The 17,862-nt window shown below is 62.5% G+C and carries 16 protein-coding genes; 5 read left to right on the forward strand and 11 right to left on the reverse strand.

Annotated features, from left to right (window positions below; genetic code table 11):
* Window positions 1-9: 9 nt before the first annotated feature.
* A complete protein-coding gene (locus tag AC1DJO_RS14560) occupies window positions 10-219 on the reverse strand; it encodes a cold-shock protein (RefSeq protein ID WP_112390220.1) in 210 nt (69 codons plus the stop codon).
* Window positions 220-571: 352 nt separating this feature from the next.
* The gene (locus AC1DJO_RS14565; RefSeq protein WP_477971315.1) at window positions 572-1,348 is read right to left on the reverse strand and encodes a class I SAM-dependent methyltransferase; all 777 of its coding nucleotides are present in this window, start codon (window positions 1,346-1,348) and stop codon (window positions 572-574) included.
* Window positions 1,349-1,513: 165 nt separating this feature from the next.
* Here AC1DJO_RS14565 and AC1DJO_RS14570 point away from each other — a divergent pair, with 165 nt between their 5' ends.
* Complete coding sequence (locus AC1DJO_RS14570) at window positions 1,514-2,407, forward strand: LysR substrate-binding domain-containing protein (RefSeq protein WP_477971317.1); 894 nt, start codon at window positions 1,514-1,516, stop codon at window positions 2,405-2,407.
* On the opposite strand, the gene AC1DJO_RS14575 is transcribed toward AC1DJO_RS14570, so the two are convergent.
* The 9 genes from AC1DJO_RS14575 to AC1DJO_RS14615 form a co-directional block, all read right to left on the reverse strand.
* Window positions 2,404-3,888, reverse strand: coding sequence for an ethanolamine ammonia-lyase reactivating factor EutA (locus tag AC1DJO_RS14575; RefSeq protein WP_477971319.1), 1,485 nt, complete (start codon window positions 3,886-3,888; stop codon window positions 2,404-2,406). The genes AC1DJO_RS14570 and AC1DJO_RS14575 overlap by 4 nt on opposite strands.
* A gap of 2 nt (window positions 3,889-3,890) precedes the next feature.
* Window positions 3,891-5,129, reverse strand: coding sequence for a cupin domain-containing protein (locus AC1DJO_RS14580; RefSeq protein ID WP_477949451.1), 1,239 nt, complete (start codon window positions 5,127-5,129; stop codon window positions 3,891-3,893).
* 104 nt (window positions 5,130-5,233) lie between these two features.
* Window positions 5,234-6,739 (reverse strand): ethanolamine ammonia-lyase reactivating factor EutA, encoded by a 1,506-nt coding sequence (locus AC1DJO_RS14585; RefSeq protein ID WP_477971321.1) that lies wholly within the window; start codon window positions 6,737-6,739, stop codon window positions 5,234-5,236.
* Window positions 6,740-6,805: 66 nt separating this feature from the next.
* Window positions 6,806-8,026, reverse strand: a complete 1,221-nt coding sequence (locus tag AC1DJO_RS14590; RefSeq protein ID WP_477971322.1) for a cupin domain-containing protein — start codon at window positions 8,024-8,026, stop codon at window positions 6,806-6,808.
* A 127-nt stretch (window positions 8,027-8,153) separates the two neighbouring features.
* Complete coding sequence (locus AC1DJO_RS14595) at window positions 8,154-9,011, reverse strand: NAD(P)-dependent oxidoreductase (protein ID WP_477971323.1); 858 nt, start codon at window positions 9,009-9,011, stop codon at window positions 8,154-8,156.
* Between the two features lie 34 nt (window positions 9,012-9,045).
* Window positions 9,046-10,839, reverse strand: a complete 1,794-nt coding sequence (locus tag AC1DJO_RS14600) for a thiamine pyrophosphate-binding protein (RefSeq protein WP_477971325.1) — start codon at window positions 10,837-10,839, stop codon at window positions 9,046-9,048.
* Between the two features lie 79 nt (window positions 10,840-10,918).
* Complete coding sequence (locus AC1DJO_RS14605) at window positions 10,919-11,923, reverse strand: Bug family tripartite tricarboxylate transporter substrate binding protein (protein WP_112390213.1); 1,005 nt, start codon at window positions 11,921-11,923, stop codon at window positions 10,919-10,921.
* A 157-nt stretch (window positions 11,924-12,080) separates the two neighbouring features.
* The gene (locus tag AC1DJO_RS14610) at window positions 12,081-12,629 is read right to left on the reverse strand and encodes a tripartite tricarboxylate transporter TctB family protein (protein WP_112540630.1); all 549 of its coding nucleotides are present in this window, start codon (window positions 12,627-12,629) and stop codon (window positions 12,081-12,083) included.
* Window positions 12,626-14,137, reverse strand: a complete 1,512-nt coding sequence (locus AC1DJO_RS14615; protein WP_112390211.1) for a tripartite tricarboxylate transporter permease — start codon at window positions 14,135-14,137, stop codon at window positions 12,626-12,628. Before AC1DJO_RS14615 ends, AC1DJO_RS14610 begins: the two co-directional genes overlap by 4 nt.
* A gap of 543 nt (window positions 14,138-14,680) precedes the next feature.
* Here AC1DJO_RS14615 and AC1DJO_RS14620 point away from each other — a divergent pair.
* From AC1DJO_RS14620 to AC1DJO_RS14635, 4 genes are all read left to right on the forward strand, one after another.
* A complete protein-coding gene (locus AC1DJO_RS14620) occupies window positions 14,681-15,262 on the forward strand; it encodes a chromate transporter (RefSeq protein WP_477971327.1) in 582 nt (193 codons plus the stop codon).
* Window positions 15,255-15,794, forward strand: coding sequence for a chromate transporter (locus tag AC1DJO_RS14625; RefSeq protein WP_477971329.1), 540 nt, complete (start codon window positions 15,255-15,257; stop codon window positions 15,792-15,794). Before AC1DJO_RS14620 ends, AC1DJO_RS14625 begins: the two co-directional genes overlap by 8 nt.
* Window positions 15,795-15,908: 114 nt before the next feature.
* Window positions 15,909-16,778 (forward strand): substrate-binding domain-containing protein, encoded by an 870-nt coding sequence (locus AC1DJO_RS14630; RefSeq protein ID WP_477971331.1) that lies wholly within the window; start codon window positions 15,909-15,911, stop codon window positions 16,776-16,778.
* Between the two features lie 42 nt (window positions 16,779-16,820).
* A complete protein-coding gene (locus AC1DJO_RS14635; protein ID WP_477971333.1) occupies window positions 16,821-17,861 on the forward strand; it encodes an amidohydrolase family protein in 1,041 nt (346 codons plus the stop codon).
* The last annotated feature ends 1 nt before the right edge of the window (window position 17,862 follow it).

Here is a 17,862-nt window from a genome sequence, read left to right on the forward strand (position 1 = left end):
GTGACAAATTCATTCAGCCTGCAGGTTGTCCGCCGAGTTCTTGCCGGACTTGCGGTCCTGCACGATGTCGAAACGGATCTTCTGTCCGTCTGCGAGCGAGCGCAGGCCTGCGCGTTCAACTGCAGAAATGTGGACGAAAACGTCTGCGCCGCCGTTGTCAGCCTGGATAAAGCCGAAACCCTTGGTGGCGTTGAACCACTTGACTGTACCTGTATTCATAACGATCTCCTTTCAAAGCAACCGTTGTTTTTTCCGCGATACTTTGCGGACCTAGATCGATTATTTGGAAGGAAATCTGAAGAGGCAAAAGCGCTCTTGAGCGACGTCACAAGCAATGGTCGATGAACCCAATATAGGATCAATTTGAAATTTAGCAACGGGCAACGGCAAGAAACTTCGCCGGTTTTAAAATTTTATCCCGCAGTTTGCTGATTTCGTTGAATTTCGTTTCCGATAAAATCCGAAAGCCGAAAGAAACTTCTATCGGTTTTATCGTCATCCGGCAAGGCAGCCCCTTCGCCGCATAGGCGACGGGCTGCCTGAAAGCTGTGAGCGGTAAGCCGCTATCCGTTCACGGCGTCGAAACGATCAGCCGCAGCGACCCCTCGAAGAACGGCTGCGAGCGAAGTTCGCCATAGCGCCTGTCCCAGCTGCCATCGTTCAGATCGCGGCCGAGCTCTTCGGCGAAGCGCTCGCCAACGGAAGCGTCGACGAAGCTCCAGGCCGAGTTGGCAAGCCGTGCGCCGGGATCAAGCAGCCGCTCGGGGCGGCCGTAATAGCCTTCGCCGAAGCCGTCGGTGCAGTGAAGCGGGATCGGCACTGGCTTGATCTCGATCGCCCCACCCAAGGCGCCGGAGATGGCCGCAAGCGGCGGATAACGGCTGGCCTCGACGGAGATCATTTCAGGGGCGTAGGCCTGCAGCCATGAGCGATGCAGCTCGTCCGGATCGCAACTCAGCACGGCGACCGGCCCGCGCGTCACCCGGCGCATCGCGGCAAGCCCGGCCTTGAGATCAGACCATTGGTGGACCGAGAAGGTCGTCATGCTGGCATCGAAGCTGTCATCGGCGAAGGGCAGCTTTTCCGCCACCGCATCGATCGCTACCGGCAGATGCGCCGGACGCTGGGCACGCATCGAGGCCGAAGGCTCGACGGCGGTGACGGCGCGATCGGTCGGCTCGTAGGAACCGGCACCGGCGCCGACATTGAGCACCGTCCGGGCATCCCCTAGCGCGCGCCAGATGAAGGCGGCGATATGGGGATCCGGCTGCCGGTACCGGGTGTAATTAGTGCCGATCACACCGTAATTGGCGTCGCCGGCACCTCCGTCTACATGTCTGCTGTTCATGGTTTCCATCCTTTGCCAGGCAAAGCTTCGCCCTGCCGAATGCCTGGGCATCCAGCACCTGTTGTGCGCTCAGCGGCTTTGCCTTAGTGTTGCAACTGGAGAAAACATCATATTCTCCAGGATGAAAACCGATAAGCTCGAACACGGATTGTTCCTAAAACGCACATGGCAAGACGTCTGCCCTCCCTCAATGCGCTCCGCGCCTTCGAAGCCGCAGGCCGCCACGGCCGCATGACGCTGGCCGCCGAAGAGCTGAACGTGACGCACAGCGCCATCAGCCGCCAGATCCAGCATCTGGAGGAGGTTCTCGGCGTAGCGTTGTTCGAAGGACCGAAGAACAGGATGCGGCTGACGGAGGCCGGGCAGACGCTGCTGCCGGGGCTGGTCGCTGCCTTCGACCAGATCGACATGTCGGTGCGCGCCGTTGCCGATACCGGCGATGGCCCGCTCGATGTCTCCTGCCCCGGCACCTTCACGATGCGCTGGCTGATCCCGCGGCTTTATCGCTTCCAGGCCGAACATCCCAGTATCGACGTGCGGCTGACGGCCTCGTCCCGGCCGGTCGATTTCGCCCGCGACGGCTTCGACGTGGCGATCCGTGTCGGCACCGCACCCTGGCCCGACGGTGCCGATGTCATCCCGCTCTTTCCCGAACAGACCGGACCGGTGGTCTCTCCGGCCCTGTCGGCACAGATCGGCGGCCTGCCGCAGCTGCACACCAAGACCCGGCTCCGCGCCTGGGGCGACTGGCTGGCGCGCTCGGGTTTAAACATCGAGAGCGGACCGCGCGTCGAATACGAACACTTCTATTTCATGCTGGAAGCGGCAGGCGCAGGGCTCGGCGTCTGCGTCGCGCCTTGGCCGTATGTCACGGACGACATCCGCGACAACAGGCTGGCGGCCCCCTTCGGCTTCCTCGACAGCGGCCACGAATACGTGGCGCTGCGCCGCGCAAGGCGGAACCGCAAATCCGTCATCTTCTGCGAATGGCTGCGGGCCGAGGCTGAGGCCTTTGTCTCGACACATCCCGCCCCCAGGCGGGATGTGTCGAGTTCCTAGCCGCTGCCGAGCTTCTTGTCCGGAAACACCAGCGACTTGATGACGACAGGCACGGCACCAGAGGTTTCCAGCATGGCGCCGATATCGATGAAGTCGAACTCATCGAGCTTGATGCCGTCGATCGAGACCAGCGAGGAAATGCCGGCCTCCAGCTTGCAATGCATGCCGACAAGGCCGCCGACATCGCCGTTGCCGACCAGGATCAACGGGTGTCCCTTGGAAAGCAGCGGTGTCAGACCCTCGATCACCCCGCGGCAGAAGCCGTCGAGGCGGCGATAGCTTGCCGAGCCATCCCAGTCGTAGCAGACCGCAACCGGGCTTTCGCCGCTATTGAGATCAAGGCGAGAGAGGGACTCCGTCACCCGTGCTGCGACATCGGCGGGGTCGATCTTGTCGCCGAATTCGATCGCCGGTTTGATAACCGGGATATTGCGCACGGGAAGCAGTGACAGCGGATGAACGAAGATCGTACTGCCGCTGACCTGCACCGTATATTGCGAGGCGCCGACGACGGTGGCGCGGATGCCCTGCTCCGGCTTCTCCAAGCGCGGCGACCAGCTTTCCAGCTTTTCCCGCAGGATCTCCGCCAGCAGCGGGCCGAGATCGCTGAAGCTCTCCGGCTTTTCGGCATAGAGGAATTCCGCGACACCGCCGGAGACCGTGACGACATCAGGCAGAACGGATGGCAGCGGCGGCAAACGATGGAGCCCCACCGTCTCCCCACCCTGCATCGCCTCGAACAGTTGCTCGACCATCGCCGATGCCAGCCTGCGCGCATCGGCTTCGCTGAGTGTCGCCCCAAGCTCGACTTCGACACCCGCCTTGCGGCCGAAATAGCGACCGGCCTCCTCGACGCGGGTGATCCTGCGGTTCTCGTCGAAGGCAACAATGCGGGCGCCGATATCGATCGCCGCGATATGCCGGATCGTTCCCGCACTGCAAAAGGCAAGCTTCGAGGTACCGCCGCCGATATCGACGTTCAGCACGCTCTCACCCGTCCGGCCCGAAAGCGCCACCGCGCCCGAACCAAAGGCGGCGAGCGTCGTCTCCAGCCCGTCACCAGCGCTGACGACCACGAACTTGCCGGTCTCCTCTGAAAACAGCGTCCCGATCGCCCGGGCATTGCTGCGCCGGACGGCAACACCGGTCAGGATCAGCGCGCCGGTATCGATATCATCAGGCGTGATGCCCGCCTGCCTGTACTGGTCGGCGAAGAAGGCGCCGAGCGCATCGGCATCGATCTCGTCGTCACCGCTATAGGGCGTCAAAAGCACGTCCGACTGATGCAACAGCGTACGCTCGACAACCATGTAGCGGGTGTCGAGCCTTTCGAGCACGATGCGGGAAAAGGCGAGATGCGAGGTCGAGGAGCCGATATCGATACCGACGCTGACCAGCACGATCTCGTCTTCGAGCTCCATGCTGCGGCCGACATTCGAAAAGAATATCCGGCCGCCCTGTTCTTCTTCGTCGTCAGCCATGATCAGACGACGGTCGACTTCTTCGTCGTCGTGTCGGCCGGCTTGTCATACCATTCCGGCTTCATGCGAACCTCCACACCGTTCTTCTTCAGAAGCGCCTCATATTCCTTGCGGATATACGGATCTTCCATCCAGTACGGAATGGCCGTGCCGCCTTCGTTGACGTCGATCGCGGTATAGTCGATGTGCTTTTCGCCCGGAGCCCCGGGATCACGGCCCGGATTGTGCGGGCCGAACCACGCCGTCAGGCGGAAATCGTCCTTCGAGACGCTGAAATGCTGGTGGTACCAGCGTGCGCCACCCGGCGCCGCCGTCACCATGCCGTACTGGCCGTAGTCGAGGCGGCGGACGCGGTCGGCATGGCCGTTTTCCCACGGATTGACGCCGCATTCTTCCGGCCATGTATAGGTATAGCCCTCGCCTTTCAGGCAGATCAGGATTGCCGCCGAGGTGTGGGCATGCGCCTTGGAATAGCGGCCGTTCTCGTGCTGGCCGATCCAGTAGTAGAAATTGTTGTTGGTCATGAACGGCTCGACGCGGCGATAGCCGACCGAGCGGCGGTTATCGAGCGGCAGGTCGCAATTGACGGCATCGGGCAGGAAGTTGGTGCGGCGCATCGCAAGGCCGCGCACCGGATCCGGCTCGATCTCCTCGCGATACTTGTAGAAGTCGTCGGCGCCCGAAAAGCGGTCGCGGAAGACGAAGGGGTTGTTATAGACGGCGTCGAAATTCTGGATGGCGTTGACGACGACAGGCGCCGTCGTGCCGCCGAGCAGCAGCGCCGGGCTGTTGGTGGCGTTGACGATGCGGTGCCAGGCATTCATCGGGATCGAGAACATCGATCCTTCCTGCCATTCGAACACATGCTTCTTGCCCTCGCCTTCGAGCCAAACTTCGGTCGAGCCGCGGCCCTCCACGACGAGGTAGATTTCCTCGTACATGTGCTTTTCCGGATTGAGTTCGCCGGCGGCGGGCACTTCGACGAGGTGACAGCCCCACTTGGTCTCTGTGCCGTAAAGCTGGATATAGCTGCCGCGGCCGCCGGTGCGCTTCCAGGGCTTCAGCGGCAGGTTCTTGACGTTGGAAATACCGAGGTCGCGGAAGACAGGAATGCCTTCCTCTTCCATGAACTGGTCATAGGGCGTCGGCTGCTTCTTGAACTCGCCGAAACCTGCCTTCTTCGTGCCGGCCGGCTCGTGCCAGTGCGTGCCTGTGCCGCCGCCAAGGGGATCCTGATGCATGGGTTTCTCCTCCCAATCGGATGTTCCTATATGCGGAACATCGTTCCAATTTAAACTCAACGTACATCCGCCCGCCCTTCAAATCAAGGCCATCGGGCGATCCGTTACGAAAACAACAGCGACTTGATCACGACGGGCACGACGCCCGGCGGATTGATGAATTCGCCGAGATCGACGAAATCGAGTTCTTTCAGCTGCACGCCATCGATCGAGATCAGATGCGGCCCGATCTTCAGCTCGCGGTCGAGGATACGGCCGAGCGTCTGGCCAATATCGCCATCGATGACGAGCACCAGCAATTCGTCGCGATGCCCCTCGGGCGCCGCAAACATCTTGATCGCCTTGGCGAGCTCAAGCAGCCGCGGATAGTCGGGCAGACCGGTGAAGGTGAAGGCCAGCGCCAGCGGCGCGGCAATCATGCTGTCCCGGCGCTCCGCTCCCGCCGCAAAGGCCCTGGCGATCGCTTCGGCATCGACATGTTCAGGCACCGCATGGCCGAGATGAACAACCGGGATGTTATGCGATGGCAGGCCGCGATTGCCGGTGCGGTACATCGTCTTGCCGCTGACCTGCACGGTAAACTGTGAGGCGCCGATGACGGTGGCACGGATACGCTGCCCGGCATCGACGATGGGCATATCGATCCGCGGCGTCAGCTGCGCGATGATCTCCTTGGCGAGCATCTGGGCGATATCGCCGTGATCGGCGGTCTCGTATTCGAAGATGTATTCCGAGACGCCACCCGAGAAGGTGACGTAATCGGGCCGGAAGCTGCGGTCCAGCGGTTCGGTCAGCAGCAGCTCTTCGCCGAGCGCATCGAGCGGCGCGCCGAGGATCTGGTCGACGGCAGCGGCCGCCAACCGCCTTGCGATCGCCAGCCGCACCTCCGGTCTCCCCAGCGTTTCCGGATCGGTTGAGAGGCCGAGTTCGGAGGCAACGATCGAGGCCGATTCATCGACACGGGTCCATGCCCCCGTCTTATCCTGCGCCACCAGACGCCCGCCGACGGCGAAGGCAGCGACATCGATGATCTCTCCCTTGCTGATCAGCGCCAGCTTGGTGGTGCCGCCGCCGATATCGACATGCAGCCCGCAAGCATTGCGCTTCTTCGACAGTTCCGTGGCACCGGAGCCATGGGCCGCCAGCATGCATTCGAGCTTGTGACCTGCGGTCGCGCAGACGAAACGGCCGGATTCGCTGGCGAAGATCTCGTCGATCGCCCGCGCATTCTTCCGCTTGATCGCCTCGCCGGTGAGGATCACAGCACCGGTATCGATATGGCTGCGCTTGTATCCGGCATCCTCGTAGCAATGGGCGAAGAAATGCCTGAGTTCATGCGCGTCGATCGTCCCGTCGGGCAGGAAGGGCGTCAGCAGGATCGGCGAGCGCCAGACCACTTGGCGGTCGATCACCTGGAAACGGCTGGAGAGCTCTTCCGTCTCGCGGCGCATGACGACGCGGGCGAAAAGCAGATGCGAGGTCGAGCTGCCGATATCGATGCCGACGGTCAGAAGCTCGACGGTTTCCTGCTGCCACAGCCAGTCGGAAATCGCCCGGCGCTCATCGTCCGAGAGATCGCCATGTTCGTGATCGAAATCGAGATCGTGCACTTCACTCTATTCCCTGTACATGCCTGCGCGAGGAGGCCGGCGGACCTGCCACCGGCTCGCCTCTGGTCAGCTGGCCGGACCGGCGAGGATCGGCGTCTTGATGACGCCGGTGAGGCTTTCCTTGTCGAGCGCCATGATAGCCGCCTCGTCGAAGATGTCACCCATGGCCGAGGGTACGCCAGTCTTCTGCAGTTCCTCGAGGAACTTGCGGTGAACGCGCGGATCCTGATCCTCGTACTCGATCTGGCGGCCGCCATCCTTGACCGAAGTGGCACCGCCACCTTCCGCGCTCTTGCGGCGCAGCGAGATGAACGGGTAGCGGCGGCTGCCGAGCGAGCAGGCGACGTAGCGCGCCGGCTGGTCACAGGTGTTGAAGTGCTGGTGGTACATCCAGAAGGGCGGCGTATACATGTAGCCGTGGCGCCACGGGATTTCCTTGAACTCGGATTCCCCTTCGTACCACATCAGCGAATAGCCCTCGCCGTCCACGGCATGGACGTGCGTGCCCGCCGCATGGCGATGCGCCTTCTTGTAGCGCCCGACCGGCATCTGCGAGACATGCGAGTGCATGGTGCCGTCGGCGAGCACGAAGTTGACGTTGAGCGAACCCTTGCCGCGGCCGTCGAACTCGTAAAGCTTGAAGCTCGTCAGGTCGTGGACGAAGTTGGTTTCCCAGACGTTCTGCACCTTGCGGGCGGATTCCGCGCCGTAGCTGTAGAGCACGCCCTCGCCCTCGAAATGCTTGGCGCCGCCGATGCGGTCGTCGAAGTCGAAGTCGTTCTCGAAGACGAATTTCAGATTGTGGTAGAGGTTGATTGTCAGCGGCGCATGGTTGGTGCAGGAGAGCCGCACCGTTTCCTGACCGGAGCCGTTGTGGAACTGATACTGGCAGTTCAGCGGTATCGCAAACAGCGCCTTCGGACCCCATTCGAATGTCCGCGTCTCGCCGTTCGGCAGCCAGACGGTGGTCGAGCCGTAGCCCGACAGCACATAGAAGAAGGCCTCGTAGAGATGCTTCACCGGCCGCGTCTTCTTGCCCGGCAGAACTTCGATGACGTAATTCGCCATGAAGTCGCCCATGCCCTGGGTATGCGCAAAGCAGCCGCGGGCATCGTAGCGGTCCCAGGTTCCGGTTTCGAGCGCCAGGAGGTCGTGGCCGAGATCGAAATGGATCGGGATCCCCTCGCCCTTCGACCAGTCGCCATAGGGATCGACCAGAAATTTCGAATTGCCGGGATCCTTGACGGCAACGGGATCGGCGACGGCTGGATTTTCACTGACGGACATAATCTCACTCTCGATGTCTTGTTTCGGTTTCACCACTGGAGCCGTCAGATGACGGAGCGGCGGTTCAGCACATTTCCAGAGGGGGCTCCTGGCGCATGCGCGGGCGCGAATTCATGGGCGGCAGGCGTCAGGCAACGCCCCCTTCGGCCGGTGTCATCGGCCGCACGGTCTTGCCGAGGTAGCTCGCCTCCTCGCCATAAAGCAGACCCTTCACGTCGTCGGCTTTCAGCGACTTGATGATCTGGTCCACCTGACCGGCGAGCGGCAGCATCAGCCCGGCCTTCTGTGCCAACTCCAGCGTCACATCCATGTCCTTTTCCTGCCAGGTGAAGCGCGTCGAATCCCAGCGGGCGAGCGTGCCGTTGGTGCCGGGGCAAAGCAGCAGGATTTCGCGCATGCGCTGGGCGTCGATGCCGTAGCGCTTGGCGATCAGCAGCGTCTCGTAATTGGCGACGCAATGGACCCAGTGGAGCAGATTGTTGCAGGACTTGGCGATCTGGCCGGATCCAAGCGGCCCGACGCGGACAACCTCGCGGCTGTAGCACATCATCGCCGGGCGGATGCGTTCGACATCCTCCTCGCTGCCGCCGCACAGCGAAAGCAGCGTGCCGGAGCGCGCACCCGATGCCCCATAGACGACAGGCGCATCGACAAGACCGATGCCCCTTTCTCTCAGCTTCGGACCAAGCTTCTGCATCGTCTCCGGGCTGATCGTCGCCGCCACAGCGATGATCGATCCCTTCGCAGCACTTGCCGACAGCGTTTCGCAGACATCGATGACCTGCTGATCGGTGGCAACGACGAGGATGAAGACCTCGGCTTCGGAGAGTTCCGCGAGATCGCCAGCGGGTTTGATGCCCTTCTCGGCAGCCGCGGCAAGCCGTTCGGCATTGACGTCAAAGCCGGAAACCTCATGCCCGCCGTCGAGCATGTGGCCTGCCATTGCAAGCCCCATCTCTCCCGTACCGACCACTGCTACCTTCATGCCTGTCTCCCAAATGCCTGCTGCGCCGAGGCGCTTATCCTTCGTGCTGTGTCACGACGTCGATCAGCGCCGGAATGCCGTTCTTGACCTGGGCGATCGCCCGCTCCAGCGCGGCACCAATATCATCGGCGTCCTCGATCGGTCCCTCGGCATACCAGCCGAGACCGCGGGCGAGCGTCGCGAAATCGGGCGCCGGATCGAAGAGATCCATGCCGATATGGGCGCGCTCGACCGGCGTGCCGCGCTGGCGGGCCACGGTGATCTGGTGATCCCAGTCATTGTAGTAGGCGCGGTTGTTATGCATGACGCAGAGGAACGGCACCTTGTGCTTGGCCGCGAACCACAACGCCCCGACATCGAACATCAGGTCGCCATCCGTCTGGCAATCGACGACGAGACGGCCGGTACCCTTGTGGGCGAGCGCGATCCCCGTCGCCATGCCGATCTGCGTGCCGGTGCCGAGCGCCTTGCCCGGCCAGCGGTAGGGCTTGTCGAAATCCCAAAGCTTCAGCGCCCAGTCCTCGAAGGCATTGGTGGTCAGCACCCAGTCTTCATGCTGAATCTTGTCCCAGACTTCGGTTGCCAGACGGCCGAGCGAGACGGGCTTGGAATCCCAGCCGTCGCGCGACTCCTCGCGCCACCTGGCGCGCTGCGCCTTGTGCATCTCGCCGACGGCGGCGGCGCGCTCGGCGATCCGCTTGGCAAGGGCGCCATTATCCTTGACGCGATCCTTGATCAGCGTCGTCAGCGCCGGGATGGCAAGCGCCGTATCGGCAAGCACGCGCTGCGCCGTTTCCGGGAAGCGCTGGTAATCCGTTGCCCACTTGGAAATCTCGATGTCGGCAAAGCCGATATCCAGCCAGTCACAACCTTTCGGGAAGAGCGGCTTCAGCGTCCGGTTGATGCGATCGTTGACATGCGTCGGGCGTTCCCAGTCGCGGCAGTCGAGCAACGTGATCAGGTCGGCCTGCTTGAAGACGTCCTTGCTCATGCGCATGTCGAGCGGATGTTCGGTCGGGAAATTCAGGCGCCACTGCGTATCGACGACAGGTGCGCCGAGCGCTTCGGCGAGGCCGACCATGTCGTTGTAGCCATTCTTGTCGCGGCCGACGAATTGCGGCACGAGCACCGGCCACTCGGCGGTAACCAGCCGGTCGGCTGCCTCTTCCAGCGCCTTCGGATCGGGCGCGATGCGGCTCGGCACCTTGGCGGATTTCGGCGAAGGTAGCGCGATCGGCTCCTCCAGCGGCGCTTCCTGCAGCCCGGCGTCGTAGCACATGTAGATCGGGCCGCGCGGCTCGGTCATCATAATGGAATAGGCACGGGCGAAGCTGTCGACGACGCCGTCGATGCCACCCGGCTGATAGTCCCATTTCACGTAATCGCGGACCTGGTTGCCCTGCACGTTGGCAGTATGCGCCCAGTCGACGCGCGGACGGCGCTTGCCCTCGTCCATCGGGCCGGTGGCACCGATCAGGAAGACAGGAGCGCGGTCGGTATAGGCGTAATAGACGCCCATGGTGGAATGCAGGAGGCCGACGACATTGTGAACGATGACAGCCAGCGGCTCGCCCGTCACCTTGGCGTAGCCATGGGCGATCTGCACGGCGATCTTCTCGTGCTGGCAGATCAGCATCGGCGGATTGTTGCCGTTGTGATTGACCAGCGAGTCATGCAGGCCGCGATAGCTGGCGCCCGGATTGAGCGTGATGAACGGAAAGCCGTATTGCTTGATCAGATCGGCAATCACGTCAGACTGCCAGGCCGAGGGTATGCCGTCCTTCTTCGCCGCCTCGTCCAGCGCGGCGTTCGTCACCTTGTTATCCATGCTGTGCCTGCCTTCCCGAGACCGCATTGAAAAGAGGCGGGCGGCGGAACTGCCGCCCGGCCATTCGCTCAAGAGACGATCAGTCCTCCTTGAGCGACTCCTTCAGGAAGCTGACGACTTCAGGCGTCTGGTTCATGGCGCCCTTGACGAGGCTGCCGACGTCGTCGCCGATCTTCGGATCGACGGGAACGCCGATCTCCTTGGCCTTGGCAAGGAATTCCGGATCGGACGTGGCAGCCTGATAGGCATCACGCAGCGCCTTCAGCCGGTCGGCCGGAATGTCGGACGGGCCGGCGGTCAGGCGGGAGATGTCGCTCTGCGATTCCACCAGCGCGATAACGCGCTTGGCATCGTCATTGTTGACGAGCGAGGCGAGCTGCGGAATGTCGGTTTCCGAGCCGCCGATCTGGGCGATCAGCTTGCCGTTGCCGGCATCGACGAAGGGCTGGAACGTCGAGCGCGAGCCGATGATGCCCTGCACTTCGCCGCGTCGCATGGCGAGCTGGTCGTCGCTGCCGTTATAGCCGGAGACGACTTCGATCTTCAGGCCGAGCGCCTTGACCAGCATCGTCGTCTCGATCGTCGAGGCCGAGCCGACACCCGCGGAAGCGAACTTGATCGGCTCCTTCAGATTGGCGAGATCCTCATAGCTGTTGATGCCCGAGTCCTTGGAGACGACGATGACGCGCGGATCCGACGATACCTTGCCGATCCAGGACATCTGGGCGAGATCGAACTTGATGCCGGGGTTACCTGCGAGCTGGCCGTAGATCAGGCCGGTATTGAAGGTGCCGAAAGTCAGGCCGTCAGGATCGGACGCATAGATGAAGTTGGCGCCGATCAGGTGGCCCGCACCCGGCATGTTCTGGACCACGAAGGTCGAACCCGGCAGATGCTTCTGCATGAACTGTGCGACAAGGCGGCCGTTGGTGTCGTAGCCGCCGCCCGGTGCGGTGGCGACGATATAGTTGACCGTCTTGCCGTTGAAGAAGTCAGGGCCTTCCTGTGCAAAGGCCGATCCCGTGACCAGCGCCAGGCCGGCGCCCAGGCCAATCGCTGCCATGCGGATTGAGTTGATGTTCATATGCTTCCCTCCCAGTGAGCGTTATGACGTCGTTTATGCGTACTGTGTCTGAACCGTCCGCGACCCATCTCCTCGGCAATCGCGGCCCGGCATGTCTTCCTCGTGCGCGAACGGCCTTGCCGGTCGCATTCTCAAAATCCCCGCAATCCGGACCCTGCTAGACCGCGCCAAATCCGAAAGCGTGCATTGCCCAGCGGGTCACGAAGCCCGGATGGAGCTCGATACCGAGCAGGCGTCCGAACATCAGGTAGAGAGCGAGCGTTGCGGCGATCGCCAGTGCCAGCGCGAACTTCCAGCTTGCCTCGCCCTGCCTGCGCAGGAAGGTCAGCAGCATGATCGGGACGCTGACATAGAAGCCGAACAGGATGATGCCGGTGACGAAGCTGACGAGGTAGACCCACATGATGGCTTCCTGCCGCGCCGTGTGCGGGCCGAACTCGGGCAGTTCCTCTTCCTGCTGACCGCTCTCCGGGGCGCTGGCCGCAGCGATCTGCTGTCCGAGCGAGGCCGCGGCCGGTGCCGAGGGCGAGCGGAAGAGATCGAGGCCGAGTTGTACCAGACAGAGCAGGATTCCGGGGATGCCGACGACCAGCGGCATAAAGCGTGCCTTCGCCGGGTAATCGAACGACAGCGCCACCATGGTGGTAAAAATGGCGAGCATCACGAAGGTCAGCGCAGTGCTGAAGCTGATGGTCTTCAAGGTCATGGGCTGACCTCCAGGTTGCGCCGGCGAGCCGCCGGGCGGAAGTTGCGGTAGAAGGCGTACGCCATCAGCGAGACGATCATCGCGATCAGCACCAGCGACAGCGGTCGCAGGAAGAAGCTGTAGCCCCAGAGCTGCAGTGCCTGATTGAGCGAGGCTTCCGCCTTGCCGCCGAGCACCAGGCCGATGACGAAGGGCGCACGCGGCCAGTCGGCACGCAGGAAGCCGTAACCGATGGCACTGAACACCACGAGGACGATCAGGTTCTGCCACTGGAAGTCGCTGACGAAGCAGCCGAGTGTCACGAAGACAAGGATGAACGGCACCAGCATGCGGCCGTTGACGAAGGTCAGAACCGCGACCCAGCGACAGATGACGAGCAGGATCGCCACGGCGATGAGGTTGCCGACGACCAGAGCCCAGATCAGCGTCCAGACGAGGTCGAGATGCTTGGTCACCATCAGCGCACCCGGCTGGATGCCGAGGATCAGGAAAGCGCCGAGCAGGACGGCCATGCCGGAGGAACCGGGAATGCCGAAGAACAGGGTCGGTAGCAGCGAGCCGCCTTCCTTGCCGTTGCTGGCGGTCTCCGGCGCAATGACGCCTTCGATCGCACCCTTGCCGAAACGTTCCGGATGCTTGGAGCTCTGGACGGCGTGACCGTAGCAGAGCCAGGCCGCCGTCGAACCGCCGAGACCCGGGATCATGCCGATGATCGCGCCGATGACGGAGGTGCGGAGAACCAGCCACCAGTGGCGCGGTACTTCACGAACGCCAGACAGCAGCTGGCGGTAGGAGAAGCCCGTATCCATAGGCACCGCGGAGATCGAGCCGCCCTTAGTGCTGAGCGAGATCATTTCCGGCACGGCGAACATCGCAAGCACGGCGGTGACCAGGCTGACGCCGTCCCAGAGGAACAGGAAGTCGCCGGAATAGCGTGGCGTGCCGGTGATCGGGTCCATGCCGACGGTCGACAGCATCAGGCCGTAAAAGCCGACGATCAGACCCTTGACGATGCGGCTGCCGCTCGAAAGGAAGGCGATGAAGCTAATGCCAAGCAGCGCGATCAGGAAGAATTCCGCCGGGCTGAACATCAGGATGACGGGTTCGAGGATCGGGATCATGATCGCGAAGACCACGGCGCCGATGATGCCGCCGACGCCCGATGCCGTGATACTGGCGCCGAGTGCCCTCGCCGCCTGCCCCTGTTTTGCAAGGGGATAGCCGTCCAGCGTCGTTGCCGCATCATCGCCGTCGCCGGGGATGCCGAACATGATGCTGGATATCTGGCCGCTGGTGCCGTTGACGGCATGCATGGTCAGCAGGAACACCGCTCCCGCCACCATATCCATGCCGTAGACGAAGGGGATGGCCATGGCGATCGACAGCTTGCCGCCGATCCCGGGCGTGACGCCGACCAGCAGTCCGAAGACCACGGCGATTAGCATCAGGCCCATGATATGGGGCGAGCTAACGAGGTTGAATAGCGCCCCGAACATAGTCTCAATCATTGCAGCTTTACTCCTCCCGTCAGCGGCGACCGAAAGATCTCCGCTGCTCCGCCGCACACTCCCCCAGAGTGCGGTTTATCCTCACCCGGCGCCTTAAAGACCCGGCCTCTGAGGATCATTAGGACCCCTGGCCGAAACTTTGTCCAAAGCAAAAATTTATGCTTAGTCCATCACTTTTCTTGCGGGCTGGCAATAGGCATTCCGTAGAGGGGTACAGCGTTCCGTTTAGCAGAACACAATTTAAGTTGTTGTTTAAAAACGGTTTTATTCGAGAATATGGCCGATTTTTACATATTGCAACGGCAACAAAAGGCTTCGTGTAGCGATTTTCCGCTGAGCGGCACGAGCCGCGGATACCGCATCTTTTTGCCAACCTAAAAGCCTCATCCTGCTGTGAAAACCACAGGCGAACGCCGCTCACGGTAAGTTTTCCTTACTGTGCGGCTAAGCCGAAATGGCGTGGACTTCGCCCGATGGCGCGGCGCATCCTTGAATGCCGCCACCCGGGATTCCGGACAGGGCAGCCATTCAAGGGAGGCCGATTTGGACAAGCCGGTAGAAGCTCATCTGCGCGAACAGGAAAAGGTGCCGCTCTCCGATCTGCTGATCTCGTTCCTGCGCCTGGGGGCCTCGTCCTTCGGCGGCGGCGTATCGGGCTGGACCCACCGGGAGATCGTCGAGCGGCGCGGCTGGCTCGACGAGGACAATTTCCTGAAGACGCTGACCATCGCCCAGATCCTGCCCGGCGCCAATCCGGTCAACCTCGCCGTCTATATCGGCCTTAAGCTGCGCGGCTGGACGGGCGCGGTACTCGCCTTCACCGGCATGCTGGCGCCCGCCTTCACCGTCATCCTGATCATGAGCTTCTTCTATGAACAGATAAACGGCTACGAGGCGGCCCATACGGTGCTGCGCGGTCTTGCCTGCGTCGGCATCGCCTCATCGCTGACCATGGGCATCAAAACAGGCAAGCGGCTGCGCCGCCACGCCGTGCCGATCCTCATCGCCATCGCGGTCTTCGTCACCGTCGGCGTGCTGCGCTGGCCGCTCGTCCCGGTCGTCGCCGTCAGCATTCCCCTGAGCATCCTCGCCGCCTTCTTCGTCAAGGAGAAGAAAAATGGATGACGCCAAGCTCCTCAATCTCGTGCTGCTCTGCATACCCTTGTCGCTCGTCTCCTTCGGCGGCGGCCAGTCGATCATCGCCGGACTGCAGCACCAGACGGTCGACGTGCTCGGCATGCTGACCCCGCGCGCCTTCACCGATTTCTACGCCATATCCCGCGCCGCCCCTGGACCCGGCACCCTGATTCTCGCCCTGATCGGCTGGCATCTCGACGGCCTCACCGGCGCGCTGGTCGCGACGCTGGCGATCTTCCTGCCCTCCTCGCTGCTCGTCTGCGTCTGCGGCAGCATCTGGCACAAGCATCGCGCGTCGCCCTGGATCATCGCTGCAGAACGCGGTCTGGCACCGGTTGCCGCCGGTCTGATCTTCGCCGGCGGCTACACCGTCGCCCAATCGGCGCATCTGAACTGGATCGAAGCCGGCACCGTCGTCGCTGCGATCGGCCTGCTGCTCTTCACCAAGATCGGCCCCTATCCGATCCTCGCCACAGCGGCAGCCGGCTACTACCTGCTGAGCCTCGGCGGCTACGCCTGAAACCACCCATCTGAAAAATCGCCCGAACCGGAATTGACCGGCGGGCATTTCACGGTATTATTTTAAATCAGAACATCGTTCCATATAAAGGAACAATCGATCCGGGAGGGTTCGATGCCGGAAAAGCTTCAGCTGCGCACGGCGCTGGGAAAACATGCTCACGTCAAACCGCTCGTCGATGGCCGCGTCTCGTCAACGCGCATCGATTTCGATTTCCGCGACTACGAGCCGCTGCCCAAGGGCTTCCGCGCCATGGTCCGCGGCGACGAGCTCGACGTTTCGGAACTGGCTGTCGTCACCCATCTTCTCGCGCATCACTACCGCAAGCCGCTGACCGGCATCGCCATTCCGCTCTGGAGCCGCCTGCCCCACGCCAACCTCGTCTGTCCCACCGGTTCCAGCATCCGCGAGCCGAAGGATCTCAACGGCACGACGGTCGGCGTGCGCGCCTATGCCCAAACCTCGGGCGTCTGGGTGCGCGGCATCGTCAAGGACGACTACGGCGTCGATCTGAACAGCATCACCTGGCTGACGATGGAGGACGCCCATCTCAGCGAATATACCGACCCCCAGAATACCCTGCGCAACACCAAGCCGACAGGCCTTCGCGACCTGATGCTATCAGGCGAACTCTCGGCCATCATGGGCGAACGCACCGTCGATCCCTCGGGCATCCGCACCGTCGTTCCCGATGGCGACAAGGCCGCCGAAGCCTGGATCGCCCGCACCGGCATCGTGCCGATCAACCACGTTCTGACGGTCCGCAACGATCTGCTTGCCGAACACACATGGCTGGCGGGAGAGCTGATGGAATTGTTCGAAGAGGCCCGGCGCGTCTCGATCGCCGAAGACGGCGCGACGCCGCCGCCGGTCTACGGCCTCGAGGAAAACCGCCGCTCGCTGCAGCTTGCTTTCGACTACTCCGCCGACCAGCGGATCACGCCACGGCGCTACGAGGTCGATGAACTGTTCGTCCGCATCTGAGGACGCCGGATCACCGCCCCCCGGCGCAAGGAGGATTGCCCCATGATCATCGACATTCACGGACATTACACCACCGAGCCGCAGGCGCTTCACCAGTTCCGCGACAAGCAGCTTGCCGGTCTCTCCGACGCCATGCGCCGGCCGACCAGCACCGATCTCGGCATCTCCGACGACATGCTGCGTGAATCCGTGGCGCCGCAGCTGAAGTTCCAGCAGGAGCGCGGCAGCGACCTGACGATCTTTTCGCCGCGCGCCGCCGGCATGGCTCATCACGTCGGCACCGAGGCGGTGAGCATGCAATGGTCGTCGATGTCCAACGACCTGATCCATCGTATCTGCAAGCTGCTTCCCGACAATTTCGCCGCCGTCGGCCAGCTGCCGCAGCATCCGGGCGCCCCGCCGAAGAACTGCATTCCCGAGCTGAAGCGCATCGTCGAGGAACTCGACTTCGTCGGCGTCAACCTGAACCCGGATCCATCAGGTGGCTACTGGACCGACCCGCCGCTCACCGACAGGCAGTGGTACCCGCTCTACGAGACGCTCTGCGATCTCGACGTGCCCGCGATGATCCACGTCTCCTCGTCCTGCAATGCCTGCTTCCACCACACCGGCGCCCATTACATCAACGGCGACACGACGGCCTTCATGCAGCTGCTGCAGGGCGATCTGTTCAAGGATTTTCCGACACTGAAATTCGTCATCCCGCATGGCGGCGGCGCGGTGCCTTTCCACTGGGGTCGCTATCGCGGTCTGGCGCAGGAAATGAAGAAGCCGTTGCTGACGGAGCATCTGCTGAAAAACGTCTTCTTCGACACCTGCGTCTATCACTATCCGGGGATCGAGCTGATGTCGAAAGTGATTCCGGTCGATAACATCCTCTTCGCCTCCGAGATGCTCGGCGCCGTCAAGGGCATCGATCCGGAAACCGGCCATCACTACGACGATACCAAGCGCTATATCGACCAGCTCGGCGATCTCGACGAAATGAGCCGCTACAAGATTTTCGAGGGCAATGCCCGCCACGTCTATCCGCGTCTCGACGCCCAGCTGTCGCGCCGCGGCCGCCCCGGTCTGACGCTATGAC

Source organism: Rhizobium sp. 05N430 (genome assembly GCF_056396985.1).

Coding starts and splice junctions, on each gene's coding strand:
- AC1DJO_RS14595 (WP_477971323.1), bottom strand. CDS start 9,011: ATGAAGGTAGCAGTGGTCGGTACGGGAGAGATGGGGCTTGCAATGGCA.
- AC1DJO_RS14575 (WP_477971319.1), bottom strand. CDS start 3,888: ATGGCTGACGACGAAGAAGAACAGGGCGGCCGGATATTCTTTTCGAAT.
- AC1DJO_RS14590 (WP_477971322.1), bottom strand. CDS start 8,026: ATGTCCGTCAGTGAAAATCCAGCCGTCGCCGATCCCGTTGCCGTCAAG.
- AC1DJO_RS14580 (WP_477949451.1), bottom strand. CDS start 5,129: ATGCATCAGGATCCCCTTGGCGGCGGCACAGGCACGCACTGGCACGAG.
- AC1DJO_RS14565 (WP_477971315.1), bottom strand. CDS start 1,348: ATGAACAGCAGACATGTAGACGGAGGTGCCGGCGACGCCAATTACGGT.
- AC1DJO_RS14570 (WP_477971317.1), top strand. CDS start 1,514: ATGGCAAGACGTCTGCCCTCCCTCAATGCGCTCCGCGCCTTCGAAGCC.
- AC1DJO_RS14615 (WP_112390211.1), bottom strand. CDS start 14,137: ATGATTGAGACTATGTTCGGGGCGCTATTCAACCTCGTTAGCTCGCCC.
- AC1DJO_RS14625 (WP_477971329.1), top strand. CDS start 15,255: ATGGATGACGCCAAGCTCCTCAATCTCGTGCTGCTCTGCATACCCTTG.
- AC1DJO_RS14635 (WP_477971333.1), top strand. CDS start 16,821: ATGATCATCGACATTCACGGACATTACACCACCGAGCCGCAGGCGCTT.
- AC1DJO_RS14605 (WP_112390213.1), bottom strand. CDS start 11,923: ATGAACATCAACTCAATCCGCATGGCAGCGATTGGCCTGGGCGCCGGC.
- AC1DJO_RS14600 (WP_477971325.1), bottom strand. CDS start 10,839: ATGGATAACAAGGTGACGAACGCCGCGCTGGACGAGGCGGCGAAGAAG.
- AC1DJO_RS14610 (WP_112540630.1), bottom strand. CDS start 12,629: ATGACCTTGAAGACCATCAGCTTCAGCACTGCGCTGACCTTCGTGATG.
- AC1DJO_RS14560 (WP_112390220.1), bottom strand. CDS start 219: ATGAATACAGGTACAGTCAAGTGGTTCAACGCCACCAAGGGTTTCGGC.
- AC1DJO_RS14630 (WP_477971331.1), top strand. CDS start 15,909: ATGCCGGAAAAGCTTCAGCTGCGCACGGCGCTGGGAAAACATGCTCAC.